The sequence below is a fragment of the Bradyrhizobium daqingense genome (assembly GCF_021044685.1).
Taxonomy (GTDB): Bacteria; Pseudomonadota; Alphaproteobacteria; order Rhizobiales; family Xanthobacteraceae; genus Bradyrhizobium; species Bradyrhizobium daqingense.
In genome coordinates this window covers 3246113-3264550 of record NZ_CP088014.1, presented here as the reverse complement: position 1 = coordinate 3264550, position 18438 = coordinate 3246113, and the positions used below count along the sequence as shown (strand labels likewise).

The following is an 18438-nucleotide window of genomic DNA, read 5'->3' as shown; positions in this document are numbered from 1 at the left end:
ACGACCTTCGTCGCTGCCAGAAGCACGTGGATGCCCGGGACAAGCCCGGGCATGACGAGTTTGTGGCACCACTTGCGATCATCGCATGAGCGAGACGCTGCTGACGCCGATCGAAATCGGCCTCACCGCCGCGATCGTCGCGATCGAGGACCACGAGCCGCTGATCCTCACCGCTCGCGGCGGTGACGGGCTTGCCGGCCTGCCGTTCGGCCCGTTCGATGCGCTCGCCCACCGCACCTTCGAGATCGGCCTGCGCGCCTGGGTCGAGGAGCAGACCGGCCTGCGTCTCGGCTATGTCGAACAGCTCTACACGTTCGGCGATCGCGGCCGTCATGCCGAGGCCGGCGACACCGGCGCGCATATGGTCTCGATCGGCTATCTCGCGTTGACGCGTGCTTCCGGTGGCGAGCTCGCAGCGACCAGCGCCAGCTTCGAGCCATGGTACCGCTTCTTCCCCTGGGAGGACTGGCGCGAGCAGCCGCCGGACATCATCGCCCGCGATATCATTCCGGCGCTGACGAGGTGGGCCGAGGAGGAGACGCCGGAGACGACGCGCGCGCTGCCGCGGAAGGATCGCGTGCGGTTCTATTTCGGTCTCGATGGTGCGCCCTGGGACGAGGAGCGCGTGCTCGACCGCTACGAGCTCCTGTACGAGGCAGGGCTGATCGAGGAGGCACGGCGCGACGGCCGCCCTGCGGCATTAGCGCGCAAGGCACTTCCCGCGCTCGGGACCTCGATGCGGTTCGACCACCGCCGGATTCTCGCCACGGCGATCGCGCGGCTGCGGGCAAAACTGAAGTATCGCCCTGTGGTGTTTGAACTTTTGGCCGCCGAATTCACACTCACCGAATTGCAGCATACGGTGGAGGCCATCTCCGGCCGGCACCTGCACAAACAGAATTTCCGCCGCCTCGTCGAAACGGAAGCCCTGGTCGAACCGACCGGAGTGATGTCGACACAGACCGGCGGACGCCCGGCAGCACTCTATCGCTTTCGCCGCGACGTGCTTCAGGAGCGGCCCGCGCCGGGCTTGGGCGTGCGCTCCCGGCGCTAGACAAGGATTTCGCGGCCGCCCTGCCCGCCGGTCGCCTGGAGGCTTCATGTTCGACGGCCCGTTTGACGTCTTCGCGTTGATCATCGCGATCGCCGCCTTCTTCATCGCGATCAAGGCCTCGAGCCAGGCGGCCGAGCTGCGGCGGCGGCTGAGCTCGCTCGAAGAAATGGTATACGCGCAGCGGCCGGTGCAGCCGCCGCCCGTGCCTGCGTGGGTGCAGGCAGAGACGCCCGCACCAACGCAGGCAGAGCCGCCGCCGCTAGCGCCCGACGCGGAGCTTGCGCTGGCCCCGTCCATCACCGACGCTGCTGAGCCGCCGCTTGAGACGACCCCTGAGGCCGCACCGCCGCCGCCACTGCCCGCGCCCGCCCCCGGCTTCGAGGAGCGGCTCGGCACGCGCTGGGTGGTGTGGATCGGCGGGCTTACGCTCGCGCTCGGCGGCTTCTTCATGGTGCGCTATTCGATCGAGGCCGGCCTGCTCGGCCCCGGCGTGCGCGTGTTCCTGGGCGGCCTGTTCGCGCTGGCGCTGCTGGGCGCCGGCGAATGGACGCGCCGCAAGGAAAGCATCTCGACCATCGAGGCGCTGCCGATCGCCAACATCCCCGCGATCCTCACCGCGGCCGGAACGGCAGTGGCGTTCGCCACCATCTATGCCGCCTATGCGCTCTACGGCTTCCTGGTGCCTGCCACGGCCTTCGTGCTGCTCGGCATCGTCGCCATGGGGACACTCGCCGCCGCACTCCTGCACGGCCCGGCGCTCGCGGGCCTCGGCGTCGTCGGTGCCTTCGTGACGCCGATCCTCGTCTCCAGCGGCAAGCCGGACTATTGGGCGCTCTATATCTATCTCGCCGTCGTCACCGCCGCGAGCTTCGGCCTCGCCCGCATCCGTCTATGGCGCTGGCTCGCCGTGACCACGATCGCGTTCGCCGTGCTCTGGACCTTCCCCGGCCTCGATACCGGCCACCTTCAGGTCGCGCCGCATGCTTTCCATGTGATCGCCGGCTTCGTGCTGGCCGCGCTGCTCGTCGTTTGCGGCTTCATGTTCGGACCGACGATCGAGGACGGCGAGATCGAGCCGGTGTCATCGAGCTCGCTCGGCGCCTATCTGTTCGGTGCGATGCTGATCGTGCTGTCGAGCGCACATGCCGATCTGGCGCTGATCGCCTTCGCGCTGCTGGTCGCCGGAACACTGTTCGTCGCCTGGCGCGCGCCGGCCGCGACCGGTGCGCTGGGCGCGGCGGGCGCAACCGTCTTCATCGTGTTCGCCGAATGGGCGGTGCGCGCCAATCCCGACATGCTGGTGCTGCCGAGCGGCCCGATTGCCGGTGTCGGGCCGACGGCGATCGATGGCTCCGTGACGCTGCATCTGCTGACGGCCGCGATCTTCGCTGCCGGCTTCGGCATTGCCGGCTTCCTGGCGCAGGGCCGGTCGAACTCGGCCGTCATTCCGGTGGTGTGGTCGGCGGCAGCGGTCGCAACCCCGATCGCGATCCTGGTTGCGCTCTACGCACGCATTGCCCATCTCGACCGCTCGATCCCGTTTGCGATCCTCGCCGTGCTGCTCGCTACCGGCTTCGGTGCTGCGACCGAAGCCCTCTCGCGCCGCGAGGATCGACCGGGGCTTGCCACATCCATTGCGCTGTTCGCGACCGGCACGCTCGGCGCACTGGCGCTGGCGCTGACCTTCGCGCTGGAGAAGGGCTGGCTCACCATCGCGCTCGCGCTGATGTCGCTCGGCACGGCCTGGATCTCGATGCAGCGGCCGATCCCGTTCCTGCGCTGGCTCGCGGCGATCTTCGCCGCGATCGTCACCGCACGCATCGCTTATGATCCGCGTATCGTCGGCGATGCCGTCGGCACCACGCCGATCTTCAACTGGCTGCTCTGGGGCTACGGCCTACCCGCCGCATCGTTCTGGGGTGCGAGCATCTTCCTGCGCCGCCGCGCCGACGACGCGCCGCTGCGCATGGTCGAGGCCGCGGCCATTCTGTTCACCGCGCTGCTCGCCTTCATGGAAATCCGCCACTTTGCCACCGGCGGCCGCATGACTGCGGCCCCCTCGCTGCTCGAATTCGCGCTGCAGGTCTGCACCACGCTGGCGATGGCGATCGGGCTGGAACGGCTGCGGCTGCGCAGCGGCAGCCTCGTGCACAATGTCGGCGCAATCGCGCTCACGGCGATCGCCGGCGTCATCAGCGTGTTCGGCCTCCTGATCCTGGAGAACCCGTTGCTGTTCTCCGGCGTCGACGTCGGCGGTCTCGTGTTCAACCTGCTGCTGCTCGGCTATGCCCTGCCGGCCGTGCTGATGCTGCTGCTGTCCTATGCAGTGGCGGGACATCGCTCCGTCGCCTACGCCAACACGATCGCAGGTGGCGCACTGGTGTTCGCACTCAGCTATGTGACCCTGGAGATCCGACGCTTCTATCACGGCCCGGTCCTGCTCTACGGCGGCACCACGGGCGCGGAGCAATACACCTATTCGATCGGCTGGCTCGCCTTCGGCGTGGTGCTGCTCGGCGTCGGCATCCTCGTCAATTCGGAGCGGGCGCGGCTCGCCTCCGCCGCGGTCATCGCGCTGACGATCCTGAAGGCCTTCGTCATCGACATGTCGACGCTGACAGGCGTCTATCGCGCGCTGTCGTTCATGTGCCTCGGCGTCGTGCTGGTGGCGATCGGCTGGCTCTACCAGCGCATCCTGTTCCGGCGGCAGATCGCACCGCCGCCGGCTCCGCAGGCGAGCAGCTGAAGGATCAGGCCGCGCGCACCGATTCCAGGAACTGCGCGACCTCGACCTTCAGGCGGGTGCTGTCGGTCGCGAGCGACTTCGCCGCTGACAGCACTTCGACCGAGGCCTCACCGGTCTCGATCGCACCGCGCTGCACGTCGGTGATGTTCGCCGAGACCTCCTGCGTGCCGACTGAGGCCTGCTGCACGTTGCGAGAAATCTCCTGCGTCGCCGCGCCCTGCTCCTCGACGGCGGCGGCAATCGCCGCGGACACTTCGGACAGCCGCTCGATGGTGCCGCCGATCTCCTGGATGGCGCTGACCGATTCCTGGGTGGCGGATTGGATGCCCGACACCTGCGCGCCGATCTCGCCGGTCGCTTTCGCGGTCTGCTCCGCCAGCGCCTTGACCTCGGACGCGACGACCGCGAAGCCGCGGCCGGCTTCGCCCGCGCGCGCCGCCTCGATGGTCGCGTTCAGCGCCAGCAGGTTGGTCTGGCCCGCGATGGTGTTGATGAGCTCGACGACGTCGCCGATGCGCGAGGCCGCCTGCGACAAGGCGTTGACGCGCTCGTTGGTGCGCGCCGCCTGCTCGACGGCTTCCGCGGCCATCCGCGCCGAGTCCTGAACGCGGCGGCTGATCTCGGTGATGGAGGAGGACAGTTCCTCCGAGGCGGAGGCCACGGCCTGGACGTTGGTGGAGGCTTCCTCGGAGGCCGCTGCGACGACGGTCGCAAGCTCCTGACCGCGCTGCGCCGTATTGGTCAGCGTCGATGCGGATGCCTCGAGCTCGGTCGATGCCGAAGAGACGGTGCCGACGACCTCGCCGATCATGGCTTCGAACTTGCGGGTGATGGCATCGACGCGGCGGCCGCGCTCGATCTTGGCCTCGGCGTCGAGCCTGGCCGCCTCGTCGGCGGCCTTCTTGGCGATCAGCGCCTCCTTGAAGATCTGGAGCGCATCGGCCATCGCGCCGATCTCGGTGTTCTCGCCGCGATGCGGCACCTCGGCCGATAGGTCGCCTTCGCCGAGCGATTGCATCGGACGGATGATCGAGGCAATGCCGCGAGAGACGTCGCGCACGAGATAATAGGCCGCGCCGATCGCGATCAGGACGGCCGCGATGATGACGCCCACGAGCACGCGGAAGATCAAGGCGTAGCTGTCAGCCGCCTGCTTCGTCTCCAGTTCGGCGCCCTTGTTGTTGAGCTCGATGCCTCTCTGAAGCAGCGGATCGGCCGCCTGGGCCATCTTCGCCACCTTGGTCTGCAACATCTCGTTGGCGTCGGTCGGGAAGCGCCCGACGCTCTTGCGCGACAGCGCCATGACGTCCTGCACACCATTCAGATACTCGGCCCACGCCTTGGTCCATTGCTCGTAGAGTGAGCGCTCCTCTGCGGCGTTGATCAGCGGTTCGTAGACCTTGCGAGTCTTCTCGATGCGCTCGCGCAGGCCTGCGAGCCGCTTCTCGGCGGCCTCCTTGCCTTCGGCGGTGTCCTGCATCAGGTGCAGGCGCAGCGCGACGCGCAGCTCGTTGATGTCAGCGCGCATCGAGCCGAGAGCCCGCACGCTCGGCAGCCAGCTCTCCGCGATCTCAATGGTGTGGGCGTTGATGTTCTGCATCGTGCCGATCGCCATCACGCCGACACCGGCGAGCGAGAGCACGAGGATCGACAGCACGGTCAGCAGCTTGAAAACGATCGACAACTTCGACATCACACAAATCCCGATGATACCGGCAACGCGCACGTCACCCGCGCCTCAGGCGTCACGACGGACGACCGGGCGGGGTCAGTTCAACAATGCTGGCTGGTTCTTATCCCGTAAGATTGCGCCGCATTGTCGCAAGCAGTCGTTAACATGCTCCTACGTAAAACTACGGGACGACTGAACGGCCCTTGGACGTCGTTCCCGCCCTTGCTGCTCCAGCGGCGAAGGCGAATTTTGGTCTACCGGCTCACAACCTCTCCGACGAGGCTGATACAAAAGACCGGCTTCTTGTTTTCGTCGAGCAGCTCCATGCGCCACTCGCCGTTCGGCTTCAGGCCGCGGGCGATGCTGCCGAGCAGATTGGCGCAGACCTCGGTCATTTCGGTCCACGCCGCTGCGCGGTCCTCGAACTCGTAGGGCTGATCGGCGGCGCCGGAATAGCGGCCGGTGCTGATGCGGAAGAAGTAAAGCGACATCATTGAACCCTTGCATAGGGCCGCGTCCCCGGCCGTTCGCAAACTGTGACGCGAACAGCTACCAACGCATGAAAGCCGCCGCCCGTATGACTACGGCGCGGCAGCTTCGTGCCCGATCGATGCTTTCAACGAAAACGAGTGTATGGAGAGTCCCGCAGCCAACTCACTGCGTCGAGCGGCGGAGCTCCAACGGGGCCTCGGTCTTCGCGGGTTCCGATTTGGCTTCGGACTTCACCGGCTCCAGACGACCACTCTCGACGCGCGGCGTCTCAACCCGCGCGGCAACTTCGGTGTGGGGTGCAGCGATCGATCCAGTGCGCTCCGATGCGCGCAGCGAGCGCGGACGCGCGGCGGCGCGCGCCATCAGCATCTGATTGCCGCCCTGATGGTGGAAGTCGCAATAGGCAAAGCCCATGCCCGAGACCGAGCCGCGGAAGCTGCGATCATCGGTCTTTTCCAGGTTGAAACAGGGCTCGAACGGAATTCCCTTGATCGAGGCGCAGACGTTCTGGCCGCGGATCTGGAGCGTGTTGCCGGGCAGGCGGAGATGCTTGACCGGGCCGGCACCCGAGAACTGCACGGCACCGGCGGCGCCGAGGTCGTCGAGGATGCGGCCTGCACCACGTGTGCCGTCGAAACAGGTGAAGGCGAACACCTTGCCGGCGACGAAGCGGCGCGCCTCGTCGGCATTCATGCTTCCAGCAATGGCCGGCGCAAACATCGCCGTCGCCGTGACAGCCCCCAACACAATACGCGCAAGCATGCTCAACTCCGAACCGACCCCAGCAGCGGGCGATGCCTTATTTTCCTTTACCCGCTGCTTACCATACTAACCAAGGCAACATTGGAGCAGCTTGGTTGGTAAAGTCTGAACGCCGTCAGACAATTTTTACCACGATGCGGCCGCGGACTTCGCCGGCCAGGATTTTTGCGCCCCAGTCGGGCGCCTCGGACAGCGAAATTTCCTTAGTGATTTCAGTTAGTTTCGTCCGATCCAGATCGGACGCCAGACGCTGCCAGGCGGCTTTCCGCGGCTCGATCGGGCACATAACCGAATCGATGCCGAGAAGGCACACTCCGCGCAAAATGAACGGTGCGACCGATGACGGCAGGTCCATGCCGGCCGCAAGGCCGCAGGCCGCGATCGCTCCACCGTATTTCGTCATCGACAGGAGATTGGCGAGCGTGGTCGAGCCGACGCTGTCGACGCCACCCGCCCAGCGCTCCTTGGCCAGGGGCTTTGCCGGCGCCGACAATTCGTTGCGGTCGATCACCTCGGCCGCGCCCAGGTGCTTCAGGTAGTCGGCCTCCGCGGGGCGGCCGGTCGAGGCGATGACGTGGTAGCCGAGCTTCGACAGCACCGCGGTCGCAACCGAGCCGACGCCGCCGGCGGCGCCCGTCACCACGACCGGGCCGCTCTTCGGCGAGATACCGTGTTTCTCCAGCGCCAGCACCGAGAGCATCGCGGTGAAGCCGGCGGTACCGATCGCCATGGCGTCGCGCGCCGACAGGCCCTGCGGCAGAGCGACCAGCCAATCGCCCTTCACCCGCGCCTTCTCGGCATAAGCGCCGAGATGGGTCTCGCCCATGCCCCAGCCGGTGCAGACCACCTTGTCGCCCGCCTTCCAATGCGGGTGCGAGGACGCTTCGACCGTGCCGGCGAAATCGATGCCCGCGATCATCGGGAAGCGGCGCACTACCGGCGCCTTGCCTGTGAGCGCAAGGCCGTCCTTGTAGTTCAGCGTCGACCATTCCACGCGGATGGTGACGTCGCCGTCCATCAGTTCGGCCTCGTCGAACTGCGTCAGCTGCGCGGTGGTGCCCTTGTCCGCCTTGTCGATCCGGATCGCTTTGAATGTGCCCACGACTGAACTCCCTGACTTTGTTTGTCGGGGATGTTTAGCCGATCAGGCAGGCTGCGCAACCGCTCGCTGAACCGGTTTCTCCACGATCGGAAGATTGATCAGCGCGGAGAGCACACCGAACAAGATCGAGAGCCACCAGATCGGCGTGTAGGAACCGAAACGTTCGAACACGATGCCGCCCAGCCAGACGCCGAGGAAGCCGCCGATCTGATGGCTGACGAAGGCAAAGCCATAGAGCGTGGCGAGCCAGCGCGTGCCGAACATCAGCGCGACCAGCGCCGAGGTCGGCGGCACTGTCGACAACCAGGTCAGCCCCGAGACCGCACCGAATGCGATCGCCGAGAACGGCGTGATCGGGAACGAGATGAAGGCGAGCGTCGCGAGCGCGCGGGTGAAGTAGATGGTGGAGAGGATGTAGCGCTTGGGCAGCGAATTCTGGAGGTAGCCGACGCTGAGCGAGCCCACGATGTTGAATAGGCCGATCGCCGCGATTACCCAGCCGCCGGTTTGCGCCGTGATGCCGTTATCGACCAGGAAGGCCGGCAGATGCACGGTGACGAAAGCGAGCTGAAAGCCGCAGGTGAAAAAGCCGAGCACCAGGAGCACGTAGGAGCGGTGGCCGAAGGCTTCGGCGAGCGCCTTCGTGATGGTCTGCTCGTCGGCAGGCGCCGTGTCGGTCGGTGCTGCGACCGGCGGCGTCGACAGTGCCAGCGACAGCGGAATGATCAGCAGCATCAGGAAGCCGAAGACGGAGAGCGCCTGCTGCCAGCCGAAATTGTCGATCAGCGCGACGCCGATCGGCGCAAACAGGAACTGGCCGAACGATCCCGCCGCAGTGCCGGCACCGAGGGCGAGGCCACGCTTCTCCGGCGGCAGGAGCTTGCTGAATGCCGACAGCACCAGGTTGAACGAGCAGCCGGCGAGACCGAAGCCGATCATGACGCCGGCGCCGATGTCGAGTGATAGCGGTGTCGAGGAGTAGCGCATCAGGATCAGGCCGCCGGCATATAGGAGAGCACCGACACACATCACGCGGAACAAGCCGAAACGATCGGCAACCGCGCCCGCGACGGGCTGGCCCAGACCCCACAACAGGTTCTGCACGGCGATCGCAAGACCGAACACGTCGCGGCCCCAGGCGAACTCATGGCTCATCGGCTGCACGAAGAAGCCCAGCGCCGAGCGCGGGCCGAAGCCGAGCATGCCGATCGCACAGCCGCAGAGGATGATGACGGCCGGGGTGCGCCAGTTGGAGGCACGTGAGGCCTGCCTGAGCTCGCCTACCTGTGTCGACATGGTGTTCCTCGTCTGTCGTCGGATTCGCAAATCAGCAGCCGCTTGCAAGCCGTTTAATGCATCTGCATGAAAATCCCAAGTCGAAAACGATTGCATTCCACGAAGGGCTGCCGTGGGAGCATTGCGTTTCCTGCGTCCGGTCCGAGGCGGGCCCGCCGACTTGACGGGAATGTGTGCGCCTCCACCTAGCGCATCTTCGGAAAGCGTGTTATTTTTGTTTTACTCATACTGAGCATATAAGAGTCTCAATGACATTCTGGTCCGGCCTCTTGGCCGGATTACTCAGGCTCTACATATACTCATATTGAGTATATTACATGCAAGGGAGGCTCCGATGCCCATTACCGCAATCTACGGCCCCGACGATTTCGCCGAACGGCCGCACGGCCAAACCATCAGCCGCCCTAGCACCGCGCCCGCCCGGCCTGGACTCGCCCTGCCGATGCCCGCGCTGGAATGGACACCCGAAGTCGAGCGCGCCACGGCATCCCTCTACGAACGCGTGAAGCACGTGATCCCGCCGATCGAATGGCCGCTGATGGCACCGACGATCAAGGCCATCAACGAGCTGAAGCATGCGCGGAACGCCGTGATCCTCGCGCACAATTACCAGGCGCCGGAGATCTTTCACTGCGTTGCCGACATCGGCGGCGACTCGCTCCAGCTCGCGGTCGAAGCCACCAAGGTGAAGGCCGACATCATCGTGCAGTGCGGTGTGCACTTCATGGCGGAGACCGCGAAGCTGCTCAACCCGGGCAAGACCGTGCTGATCCCGGATTCGCGCGCCGGCTGCTCCCTCGCCGCCAGCATCACCGGCGCCGACGTGCGCCTGCTCCGCGAGAAATTTCCCCGCGTGCCTGTCGTCGCCTACGTCAACACCTCGGCGGAGGTGAAGGCCGAGGTCGACATCTGCTGCACCTCGTCGAACGCGGTGCAGGTGGTCGAGAGCCTGAACGCGCCCAGCGTGATCTTCCTGCCCGACCGCTATCTCGCAACTTACGTCGCGTCCAAGACCGACGTGAAGATCATTGCCTGGAAGGGCGCCTGCGAGGTGCATGAGCGCTTCACCGGCGATGAGCTGCGCGGCCTTCGCGAAGCCGATCCTTCGGTGCAGATCATCGCGCATCCCGAATGTCCGCCGGACGTGCTGGCGGAAGCCGACTTCACCGGCTCGACCGCGCACATGATCAGCTGGGTCCGCAACAAGCGGCCGCGGCGGCTGGTGATGATCACGGAATGCTCGATGGCCGACAATGTGCGTGCCGAGCTGCCCGATGTGGAGATGCTGCGCCCCTGCAATCTCTGCCCGCACATGAAGCGCATCACGCTCGCGAACATCCTGGAGAGCCTGTTGACGCTCCGCGAGGAGGTGACGATCGACCCCGCACTTGCGGCGCGTGCAAGGCGATCGGTCGAGCGGATGATCAATCTGAGGAACTGAGTACGAAGCGCAGCAACGACCACAGCTGTCGTCCCGGACAAGCGCAGCGAAGCGGAGCGAAGATCCGGGACCCATAACCACAGGCAGATATTTGGCGATGACTCGTGGTGACAAGCTCGCGTCGAAACTACTCCCTGGGGTTATGGGTCCCCGCCTTCGCGGGGACGACGGTGGAGCAAGAGGAAACGTCATGACAAACAACATCAACAACCTCACCCCCGGCACCGACCACGTCGTCATCGTCGGTGCCGGCCTCGCCGGATTGTTCTGCGCGCTGAAGCTTGCGCCGCGACCGGTGACGCTGATATCGGCCGCGCCGCTCGGACAGGGCGCCTCCTCTGCCTGGGCGCAAGGCGGCATCGCTGCGGCGATGGCCGACGGCGATACGCCGGAAGCACACGCCGCCGATACCATTGCCGTCGGCGGCGGCCTCGTCGACGAAGCGGTCGCGCTGAGGATCGCGCGAGAGGCTGCTCCCTGCATTCATGACCTGCTCGCCTATGGCGTGCCGTTCGACCGCGATCTCGAAGGCAGGCTCGCCACGGGGCGCGAGGCGGCACACTCGGCACGCCGCATCGTGCATGTGCGCGGCGACGGCGCGGGCGCTGCGATCATCGCCGCGCTGAGCGAGGCCGTGCGCCGCACGCCGTCGATCCGCATCGTCGAAGGTCTCGCCGCCGAAGCGTTGTTCACCGAGGACGGCGCGGTCACCGGTCTTCAGCTGCGCGATGCCAGCAATCCCTCGGCACGGCCGATCCTCCTCGCCGCGCGCGCGATCGTGCTCGCCACTGGCGGCCTCGGGCATCTCTACGCCATCACCACCAATCCGCGCGAGGCCGGCGGCTCCGGCCTTGCGATCGCCGCACGCGCCGGTGCCGTGATCGCCGATCCCGAATTCGTGCAGTTCCACCCCACCGCCATCATGGCCGGGCGTGATCCCGCGCCCCTCGCAACGGAGGCACTGCGCGGCGAAGGCGCCACGCTGATCAACGGCCGCGGCGAGCGCTTCATGACCGCGCGCCATCCGCTCGCCGAGCTCGCACCGCGTGACATCGTCGCGCGCGGCGTATTCGCCGAGATCGCGGCCGGGCGCGGCGCGTTCCTCGATGCGCGCCAGGCGCTGGGCGCGCGCTTCGCCGAGAGATTTCCGACCGTTCATGCGAGCTGCATCGCGGCAGGCATCGATCCCGCCAGCCAGGCCATCCCGATCGCGCCGGCCGCGCATTACCACATGGGGGGCGTTGCCGTGGATGCGCGCGGCCGCAGCTCGATCGACGGGCTGTGGGCGGCCGGCGAAGTGTCCTGCACCGGCGCGCATGGCGCCAACCGGCTCGCGTCCAATTCGCTGCTGGAGGCCGTCGTCTATGCTGCGCGCGTTGCCGAGGACATCGCCGGCTGTGCCGTTCCCTCGCCTGCGCGGCTACCCGAGGCGTTGGTGACGTCGCACGGCGCCGTACCGGATGCTGCGGCCGTGAAACGGCTCCGGGCGATGATGAGTGGACGTGTCGGCGTGATCCGCGAGGCCGATGGGCTTGCAGAGGCTGTGCGCAGCTTCGCCGCGCTCGAGCGCGAAGCTGCGAGCATCGCGCTGCGCAACATGGCGACGGCCGCGCTGCTCGTGACCGCCGCGGCCTGGACCCGGCGCGAGAGCCGCGGCGCGCACTTCCGCTCGGATCACCCGGCTGAGCTCCCTGATCCGGCGCGGAGAACGATGACCACGCTCGCCGCTATGCGCGAGGTCGCGGACGGCCTCGCCGATAGCTCAACACCGCGCATTGCGCAACCCATGCTGGCCTGAGGGAGTTCTCCATGATCACCGCAACCTCACTGCTCTATCCCGACGCCTTCCTCTCGCCGCTCGCGATTGACGCAGCCGTGCATCGCGCGCTCGACGAGGATCTCGGACGCGCCGGCGATGTCACCTCGCTGGCAACGATTCCGGAAGCAACGACGGCGCAGGCGATCCTGGTCGCACGCCAGTCCGGCGTGATTGCGGGATTGCTGCTCGCGCTGGCAACGCTGCAGAAGCTATCCTCCGACATCGAGGTGCGCGCGCATGTCCGCGACGCCGCACGAGTTGCCCGCGGGCAGCATGTGCTGACGATCTCAGGGCCCGCGCGCGCCATTCTCACGGCGGAGCGGACCGCGCTCAACTTCGTCGGGCGCCTCTCCGGCGTCGCGACGCTCACGGCCGACTATGTCGCCCGCACCGAAGGCACGAACATGCGCATTTGTTGCACGCGCAAGACGACCCCCGGCCTGCGCGCGCTGGAGAAATATGCCGTGCGCTGCGGCGGCGGCTTCAATCACCGCTTCGGCCTCGACGATGCGATCCTGATCAAGGACAACCACATCGCGGTCGCCGGCGGCATCCGCCCGGTGCTGGAGCGCGCTCGCGCCCATGCCGGCCATCTTGTCAAGATCGAGATCGAGGTGGACACGCTGGCGCAGCTGCGCGAGGTGCTGACCACCGGAATGGCCGACGCCGTGCTGCTCGACAACATGGACCTCGCCACGCTGCGTGAGGCCGTGAGGCTCAACGAAGGCCGGCTCGAGCTGGAGGCATCCGGCGGCGTCACGCTGGATTCGATCGCAGCCATTGCGGCGACGGGTGTCGACTACGCCTCGGCCGGTGCGCTGACGCATTCGGCGCCGAATTTCGACTGCGCGCTGGATATCGAAGCGTGAGCGGGGCGACCTGCACGAGATCGTCATGCCCGGGCTTGTCCCGGGCATCCACGGCCTTGCCGCACGGACCTAAGAACGTGGATGGCCGGGACAAGCCCGGCCATGACGCAATGGAGACCTTGACGCCCAGCTATCGCCGCTCGCCCATCTCGGCGGAACTCTTGGCTTCCTGCGCGAGTTCGGCGGAGAGCGCCGCGGTCTGTGCGGGCGTCCCCCAGGCCGGCGCCTCGCTGCCGTCGCCCCATTTGCGCGGGCGGTAGAAGGTGTGCACGCCGGTCTTGTACATCTTCTTCATCTCGGCGACCCAGGACGGGCGCACCCAATAGGCATGATAATGCGTGGACTTGCCGACCTCGGGCAGCCAGATCTGACCGTCGAGCATGGCCTTCGAAATCTTCTTGGCGCGCTCCCACATCTCGGGCTCGCGGATCACGTCGGTGTTGTTGTCGCAGGCGAAGGTGAACTGGCAGGCCAGGTGCCGGTGCTTGTTCTGGTAGACCGCGCCGCACACGGTGTCGGGATATTTGCCGGAGAAGACGCGGTTCATCACCACTTGCGCCACCGCGATCTGGCCGCGCACGGCTTCGCCGCGGGCCTCGAAGTAAACGGCTTCGGCAAGACACTTCTCGGACTTGGCGCGCGACTTGTCGTCGAGCGCGAGCCGCTCCGCCGGCGATTTGGTGCGTTGGTTGTCGGCGTTGACCTCGCCCTTCGGCGCGACGCTTTCGCCGCTCTCGATGTCCTTGGCAATCTCTGCCGTCGGCGGCGATAGCGAGGCCGTCACCTTCATGTCGGGATCAGGCGTCACGATCAGCGGCTCGGCCCCGGGCTGCCAGCTTTCGATGCTTTCGAGACTGCCGCCGAGCGACGAGCTGCCGAAGAAAAGATTCGACGTCTTGACGCTGAAGGGATCGCGCGCGGGCGCGGCCGGCGCAGCAACCCGCTTCAGCGCTTCCAGCGGCTGTACCGCGAGCGCGCGCGCAGCGTCGCTCGCCTGCGGCGTATTGGTGTATTGCGGCAGCGGCGGCGCGCGGAGCGCTTCCTGGAGCTCGGGATCGAGCGCGGCTGCGGTTTCCGGCGACATCGGTTGCGGCAAGGCGGCCGTCTTGGCACCGAACACTGAAATGTTCGACGTCGCGGGATCTTCCTGCGCGGGCGCTGACGGCGCAGCCGTGTCGGGAGACGTGGTCGGAGTTGCGATCGCGAGGCGGTCGCCCTTCAGCGAACGGTCGACCTTGGGAAAATCGGCGGCCTGGTAGCGCGGCGGCGCCTGCAGCGCCGGATTGCGGCTGATCGCGCCGGTGACGTCGCGGCCATCGATGCTCGCGAGGCGAACCATCGCGCTCTGCGGAACGGAAGTGCCAATGGGCCGGGAGAAGCTGTAAGTTGCCAGCTGAATGGAGGACGCGGCGGAAAAGACCTGCTTCTGCCACCGCTCGGCGACGCCGGGTTGACGTGCCAACAGCGAGGCAATGTCCTGATAGCCGATCTCTCTCGGCATCAATGCGAAGATGCAGAGACCGATGCCGAAGGACGCGAACCGCGCGCCCTTCGGATGGTTACGCAACACTGACATCGTTACGCTCACGCTACGCTTACGCCAGAAGGACCGAACGTCAGTACATCCGTGCAATTCGATCTTTATCGTAAGTATCCAATTTAGGTTGCCGGGGCGTTAATCCGCGTTGCGCGCACGGCACACTCAAGCGAACACAGGTGTTTTCACGGGAGATCGCGCGTGTTGCTGAATGCGCGCTTACGTGAAGCGGTAAACAATCGGTCAACGCGAATGGTGAAGGAACTCTTGCGCACGCGTATCATTACGGGACGACGGGGGTTCCGCTGTTTAGCGCTTCACAAGATGCCTCCGCACCACAGCTGTCATGCTCCGCGAAGGCGGGGCATCCAGTACGCCGCTGCCTCTCGAGTAAATCACTTCTGTCTCGGAGTACTGGGTCGCCCGGTCAAGCCGGGCGACGACACTGGCGAGCGCGTGCCACGCCCTCGTCATTGCGAGGAGCGGAGCGACGAAGCAATCCAGACTGCCTCTGCGGAGGGATTCTGGATTGCTTCGTCGCAAGGGCTCCTCGCAATGACAGGTGGTGAGAGCGTTGCGCAAAACAAAAGAGGCGGGGCTTGGCCCCGCCTCTTCGCATTCAACATTTCAACGCGTCTTACGCCTGGCTCGCGACGGCCTTGCCGAGCGCGGCCTGGGCGGCGGCGAGACGGGCGATCGGCACGCGGTAGGGCGAGCACGAGACGTAGTCGAGGCCGATCTGGTGGCAGAAGGCAACCGAAGCCGGATCGCCGCCGTGCTCACCGCAGATGCCGACCTTGAGCTGCGGCCGCGTCTTGCGGCCGCGCGCGACGCCGATCTTGACGAGTTCGCCGACGCCTTCCTGGTCGAGTGCGATGAACGGATCGACCTGGAGGATACCCTTCGCGACGTACGGACCGAGGAAGCTCGCCGCGTCGTCGCGGCTGATGCCGTAGGTGGTCTGCGTCAGGTCGTTGGTGCCGAACGAGAAGAACTCGGCGGACTGCGCGATCTCGGCCGCGAGCAGGCAGGCGCGCGGCAGCTCGATCATGGTGCCGACCTGATAGGCGAGCTTGGTGTTGGTGTCGCGCATCACCGCTTGCGCGGTGGCATCGATCCGCGCCTTGACGAGGTCGAGCTCCGCCTTGGTCGCGATCAGCGGCACCATCACCTCGAGGCCGACGGCCTTGCCGGTGCGCTTCTGCGCCTCGACCGCAGCCTCGAAGATCGCACGCGCCTGCATCTCTGCGATCTCGGGATATGCGATCGCGATGCGGCAGCCGCGGAAGCCGAGCATCGGATTGAACTCCGAGAGCTCGCGCGCACGGTCGGCGAGACGCCGCGGGTCGGTGTTCATGGCGCGCGCCACTTCCTCGACCTCGGCATGGGTGTGCGGCAGGAATTCATGCAGCGGAGGATCCAGAAGCCGGATCGTGACGGGCAGACCCTTCATGATCTCGAACAGCTCGACGAAATCGGCGCGCTGCATCGGCAACAGCTTGGCGAGCGCGGCACGGCGCGACTGCTCGTCTTCCGAGAGGATCATCTCGCGCACCGTGCGGATGCGGGTCTCCTCGAAGAACATGTGCTCGGTGCGGCAGAGGCCGATGCCTTCCGCGCCGAACTTGATCGCGGTGCGCGCATCATCGGGCGTGTCGCCGTTGACGCGGACGCCGATCTTGCGGACCTGGTCGGCCCAGGTCATCAGCGTGCCGAACTCGCCGGACAGCTCCGGCTCGATCATGGGCATGCGACCAGCCAGCACCTGGCCGAGCGAGCCGTCGATCGTGATGACGTCGCCGGTCTTGAAGGTGCGCGAGCCGATGCTCATGGTGCCGCGGCCGTAATCGACGCGGATGGTGCCGCAGCCGGAGACGCAGGGCTTGCCCATGCCGCGCGCGACCACCGCCGCGTGCGAGGTCATGCCGCCGCGCGTGGTCAGGATGCCCTCAGCGGCATGCATGCCGTGGATGTCTTCCGGGCTGGTCTCGATGCGGACCAGAATGACCTTGCGTCCGTCGCCCTGGAGCTTGGCCGCTTCGTCCGAGGAGAACACGATCTCGCCGGAGGCGGCACCCGGCGAAGCCGGCAGGCCGGTTGCGATCACGTCGCGCTTGGCATTGGGATCGATGGTCGGATGCAGCAGCTGATCGAGCGAGGCCGGGTCGATCCGCGTGACCGCTTCCTTCTTCGAGATCAGGCCTTCATTGGCGAGCTCGACCGCGATGCGGAGCGCAGCCTTGGCGGTGCGCTTGCCGCCGCGGGTCTGCAGCATCCAGAGCTTGCCGCGCTCGACGGTGAACTCCATGTCCTGCATGTCGCGGTAGTGCTTCTCGAGCTGCGTGTAGATCCGCGTCAGCTCCTTGAAGGCCTCCGGCATTGCCGATTCCATCGACGCCTTGTCGGAGCCCGACTCCTTGCGCGCATCCTCGGTGATGTCCTGCGGCGTGCGGATGCCCGCCACCACGTCCTCGCCTTGCGCGTTGATCAGGAACTCGCCGTAGAGCTTGCTCTCGCCAGTCGAGGGATTGCGGGTGAAGGCAACGCCGGTCGCCGAGGTCTCGCCCATGTTGCCGAACACCATGGCCTGCACGTTGACCGCGGTGCCCCAGGATTCCGGAATGTCGTGCAGCTTGCGGTAGGTCACCGCGCGCGCGTTCATCCAGGATGAAAACACCGCGCCGATCGCGCCCCACAGCTGGTCGTACGGATCCTGCGGGAATTCCTTGCCGATCTCGCGCGCGACCGCGTCCTTGTACTTGCCGACCAGCTCGACCCAGTCGTCGGCCGACAGGTCGGTGTCGAGCGTATAGCCCTGGCTGTCCTTGAAGGTGTCGAGGATCTCCTCGAAGTGATGATGCTCGAAGCCGAGCACCACGTCGGAATACATGGTGATGAAGCGGCGATAGCTGTCATAGGCGAAGCGGCGGTCGCCCGACAATTCGGCCAGCGCTTCCACGGTCTGGTCGTTGAGGCCGAGGTTGAGCACGGTGTCCATCATGCCCGGCATCGAAGCACGCGCGCCGGAACGCACGGAGACCAGCAGCGGGTTCGTGGTGTCGCCGAACACCTTGCCGGTCAACTTGCCGACATGGTCCAGCGCCTTCTCGACCTGCGACTGCAACTCCTTGGGGTAGGACTTGTCGTGTGCGTAGAAGTAAGTGCAGACCGAGGTCGGGATGGTGAAGCCGGGAGGCACGGGCAGACCGAGATTGGCCATCTCGGCGAGGTTGGCGCCCTTGCCGCCGAGCAGGTCGCGCATTTCCGAGCGGCCCTCGGCCTTGCCGTCGCCGAACGTGTAGACCCATTTGCCGGCCTTGACTGCTGCCGGCGCCGCCTTGGCGGGCGCAGCCTTCTTCGGCGCAGGCTTCGCAGCGACCTTCGGCGCAGCCGCCTTGGTCACGGCCTTCGCCGCCGGCTTGGCTGCGGGCTTTGCAGCGGGCTTGGCGATCGGCTTCGGCGCGCTCTTGGCCAGCGCCTTGCGCGCCGCCGGCGCGGCTTTCGCGGAGGCCGAGGACTTTGATTTCACTGGCATTTTCGCTGGGATTTTCTTCGGCTTCGAGGCGGCTTTGGCCATAGCTTGCACACAACCTGCGAGAGGAATGGGAAATCGCGGGCCTTACACCATTTTGGGCGGGCCCGCGCAAG

12 protein-coding genes are annotated in these 18438 nt (G+C 66.3%); 5 read left to right on the top strand and 7 right to left on the bottom strand.

Going from position 1 to position 18438, the window contains the following annotated elements:
- Positions 1-85: 85 nt before the first annotated feature.
- Positions 86-1054 (top strand): NUDIX hydrolase, encoded by a 969-nt coding sequence (locus LPJ38_RS15540; protein ID WP_145637062.1) that lies wholly within the window; start codon positions 86-88, stop codon positions 1052-1054.
- A gap of 46 nt (positions 1055-1100) precedes the next feature.
- Positions 1101-3800 carry a DUF2339 domain-containing protein gene (locus LPJ38_RS15535; RefSeq protein WP_145637059.1) on the top strand — a complete coding sequence of 900 codons (2700 nt, stop codon included), beginning with the start codon at positions 1101-1103 and terminating at the stop codon, positions 3798-3800.
- Positions 3801-3804: 4 nt separating this feature from the next.
- On the opposite strand, the gene LPJ38_RS15530 is transcribed toward LPJ38_RS15535, so the two are convergent.
- The 5 genes from LPJ38_RS15530 to LPJ38_RS15510 all read right to left on the bottom strand — a co-directional run bounded on the left by LPJ38_RS15530 (position 3805) and on the right by LPJ38_RS15510 (position 9124).
- Positions 3805-5493 carry a methyl-accepting chemotaxis protein gene (locus LPJ38_RS15530; RefSeq protein ID WP_167520542.1) on the bottom strand — a complete coding sequence of 563 codons (1689 nt, stop codon included), beginning with the start codon at positions 5491-5493 and terminating at the stop codon, positions 3805-3807.
- A 233-nt stretch (positions 5494-5726) separates the two neighbouring features.
- Complete coding sequence (locus tag LPJ38_RS15525) at positions 5727-5963, bottom strand: DUF6894 family protein (protein ID WP_145637235.1); 237 nt, start codon at positions 5961-5963, stop codon at positions 5727-5729.
- A gap of 163 nt (positions 5964-6126) precedes the next feature.
- A complete protein-coding gene (locus LPJ38_RS15520; protein ID WP_145637054.1) occupies positions 6127-6726 on the bottom strand; it encodes a hypothetical protein in 600 nt (199 codons plus the stop codon).
- Positions 6727-6841: 115 nt separating this feature from the next.
- A complete protein-coding gene (acuI, locus tag LPJ38_RS15515; protein ID WP_145637051.1) occupies positions 6842-7828 on the bottom strand; it encodes an acrylyl-CoA reductase (NADPH) in 987 nt (328 codons plus the stop codon).
- Between the two features lie 42 nt (positions 7829-7870).
- Positions 7871-9124, bottom strand: a complete 1254-nt coding sequence (locus tag LPJ38_RS15510) for an MFS transporter (protein WP_145637048.1) — start codon at positions 9122-9124, stop codon at positions 7871-7873.
- Positions 9125-9458: 334 nt separating this feature from the next.
- Here LPJ38_RS15510 and nadA point away from each other — a divergent pair, with 334 nt between their 5' ends.
- The 3 genes from nadA to nadC all read left to right on the top strand — a co-directional run bounded on the left by nadA (position 9459) and on the right by nadC (position 13253).
- Positions 9459-10565 carry a quinolinate synthase NadA gene (nadA, locus tag LPJ38_RS15505; RefSeq protein ID WP_145637045.1) on the top strand — a complete coding sequence of 369 codons (1107 nt, stop codon included), beginning with the start codon at positions 9459-9461 and terminating at the stop codon, positions 10563-10565.
- Positions 10566-10755: 190 nt separating this feature from the next.
- Positions 10756-12363 (top strand): L-aspartate oxidase, encoded by a 1608-nt coding sequence (locus tag LPJ38_RS15500; protein WP_167520541.1) that lies wholly within the window; start codon positions 10756-10758, stop codon positions 12361-12363.
- A gap of 11 nt (positions 12364-12374) precedes the next feature.
- Positions 12375-13253, top strand: coding sequence for a carboxylating nicotinate-nucleotide diphosphorylase (gene nadC / locus LPJ38_RS15495; protein ID WP_145637039.1), 879 nt, complete (start codon positions 12375-12377; stop codon positions 13251-13253).
- Between the two features lie 130 nt (positions 13254-13383).
- Here nadC and LPJ38_RS15490 read toward each other — a convergent pair whose 3' ends face one another.
- Together LPJ38_RS15490 and ppdK are read right to left on the bottom strand one after the other, a co-directional pair.
- Positions 13384-14829, bottom strand: coding sequence for a cell wall hydrolase (locus LPJ38_RS15490; protein ID WP_167520540.1), 1446 nt, complete (start codon positions 14827-14829; stop codon positions 13384-13386).
- Positions 14830-15427: 598 nt separating this feature from the next.
- Positions 15428-18367, bottom strand: coding sequence for a pyruvate, phosphate dikinase (gene ppdK / locus LPJ38_RS15485; protein ID WP_167520539.1), 2940 nt, complete (start codon positions 18365-18367; stop codon positions 15428-15430).
- Positions 18368-18438 lie beyond the last annotated feature (71 nt).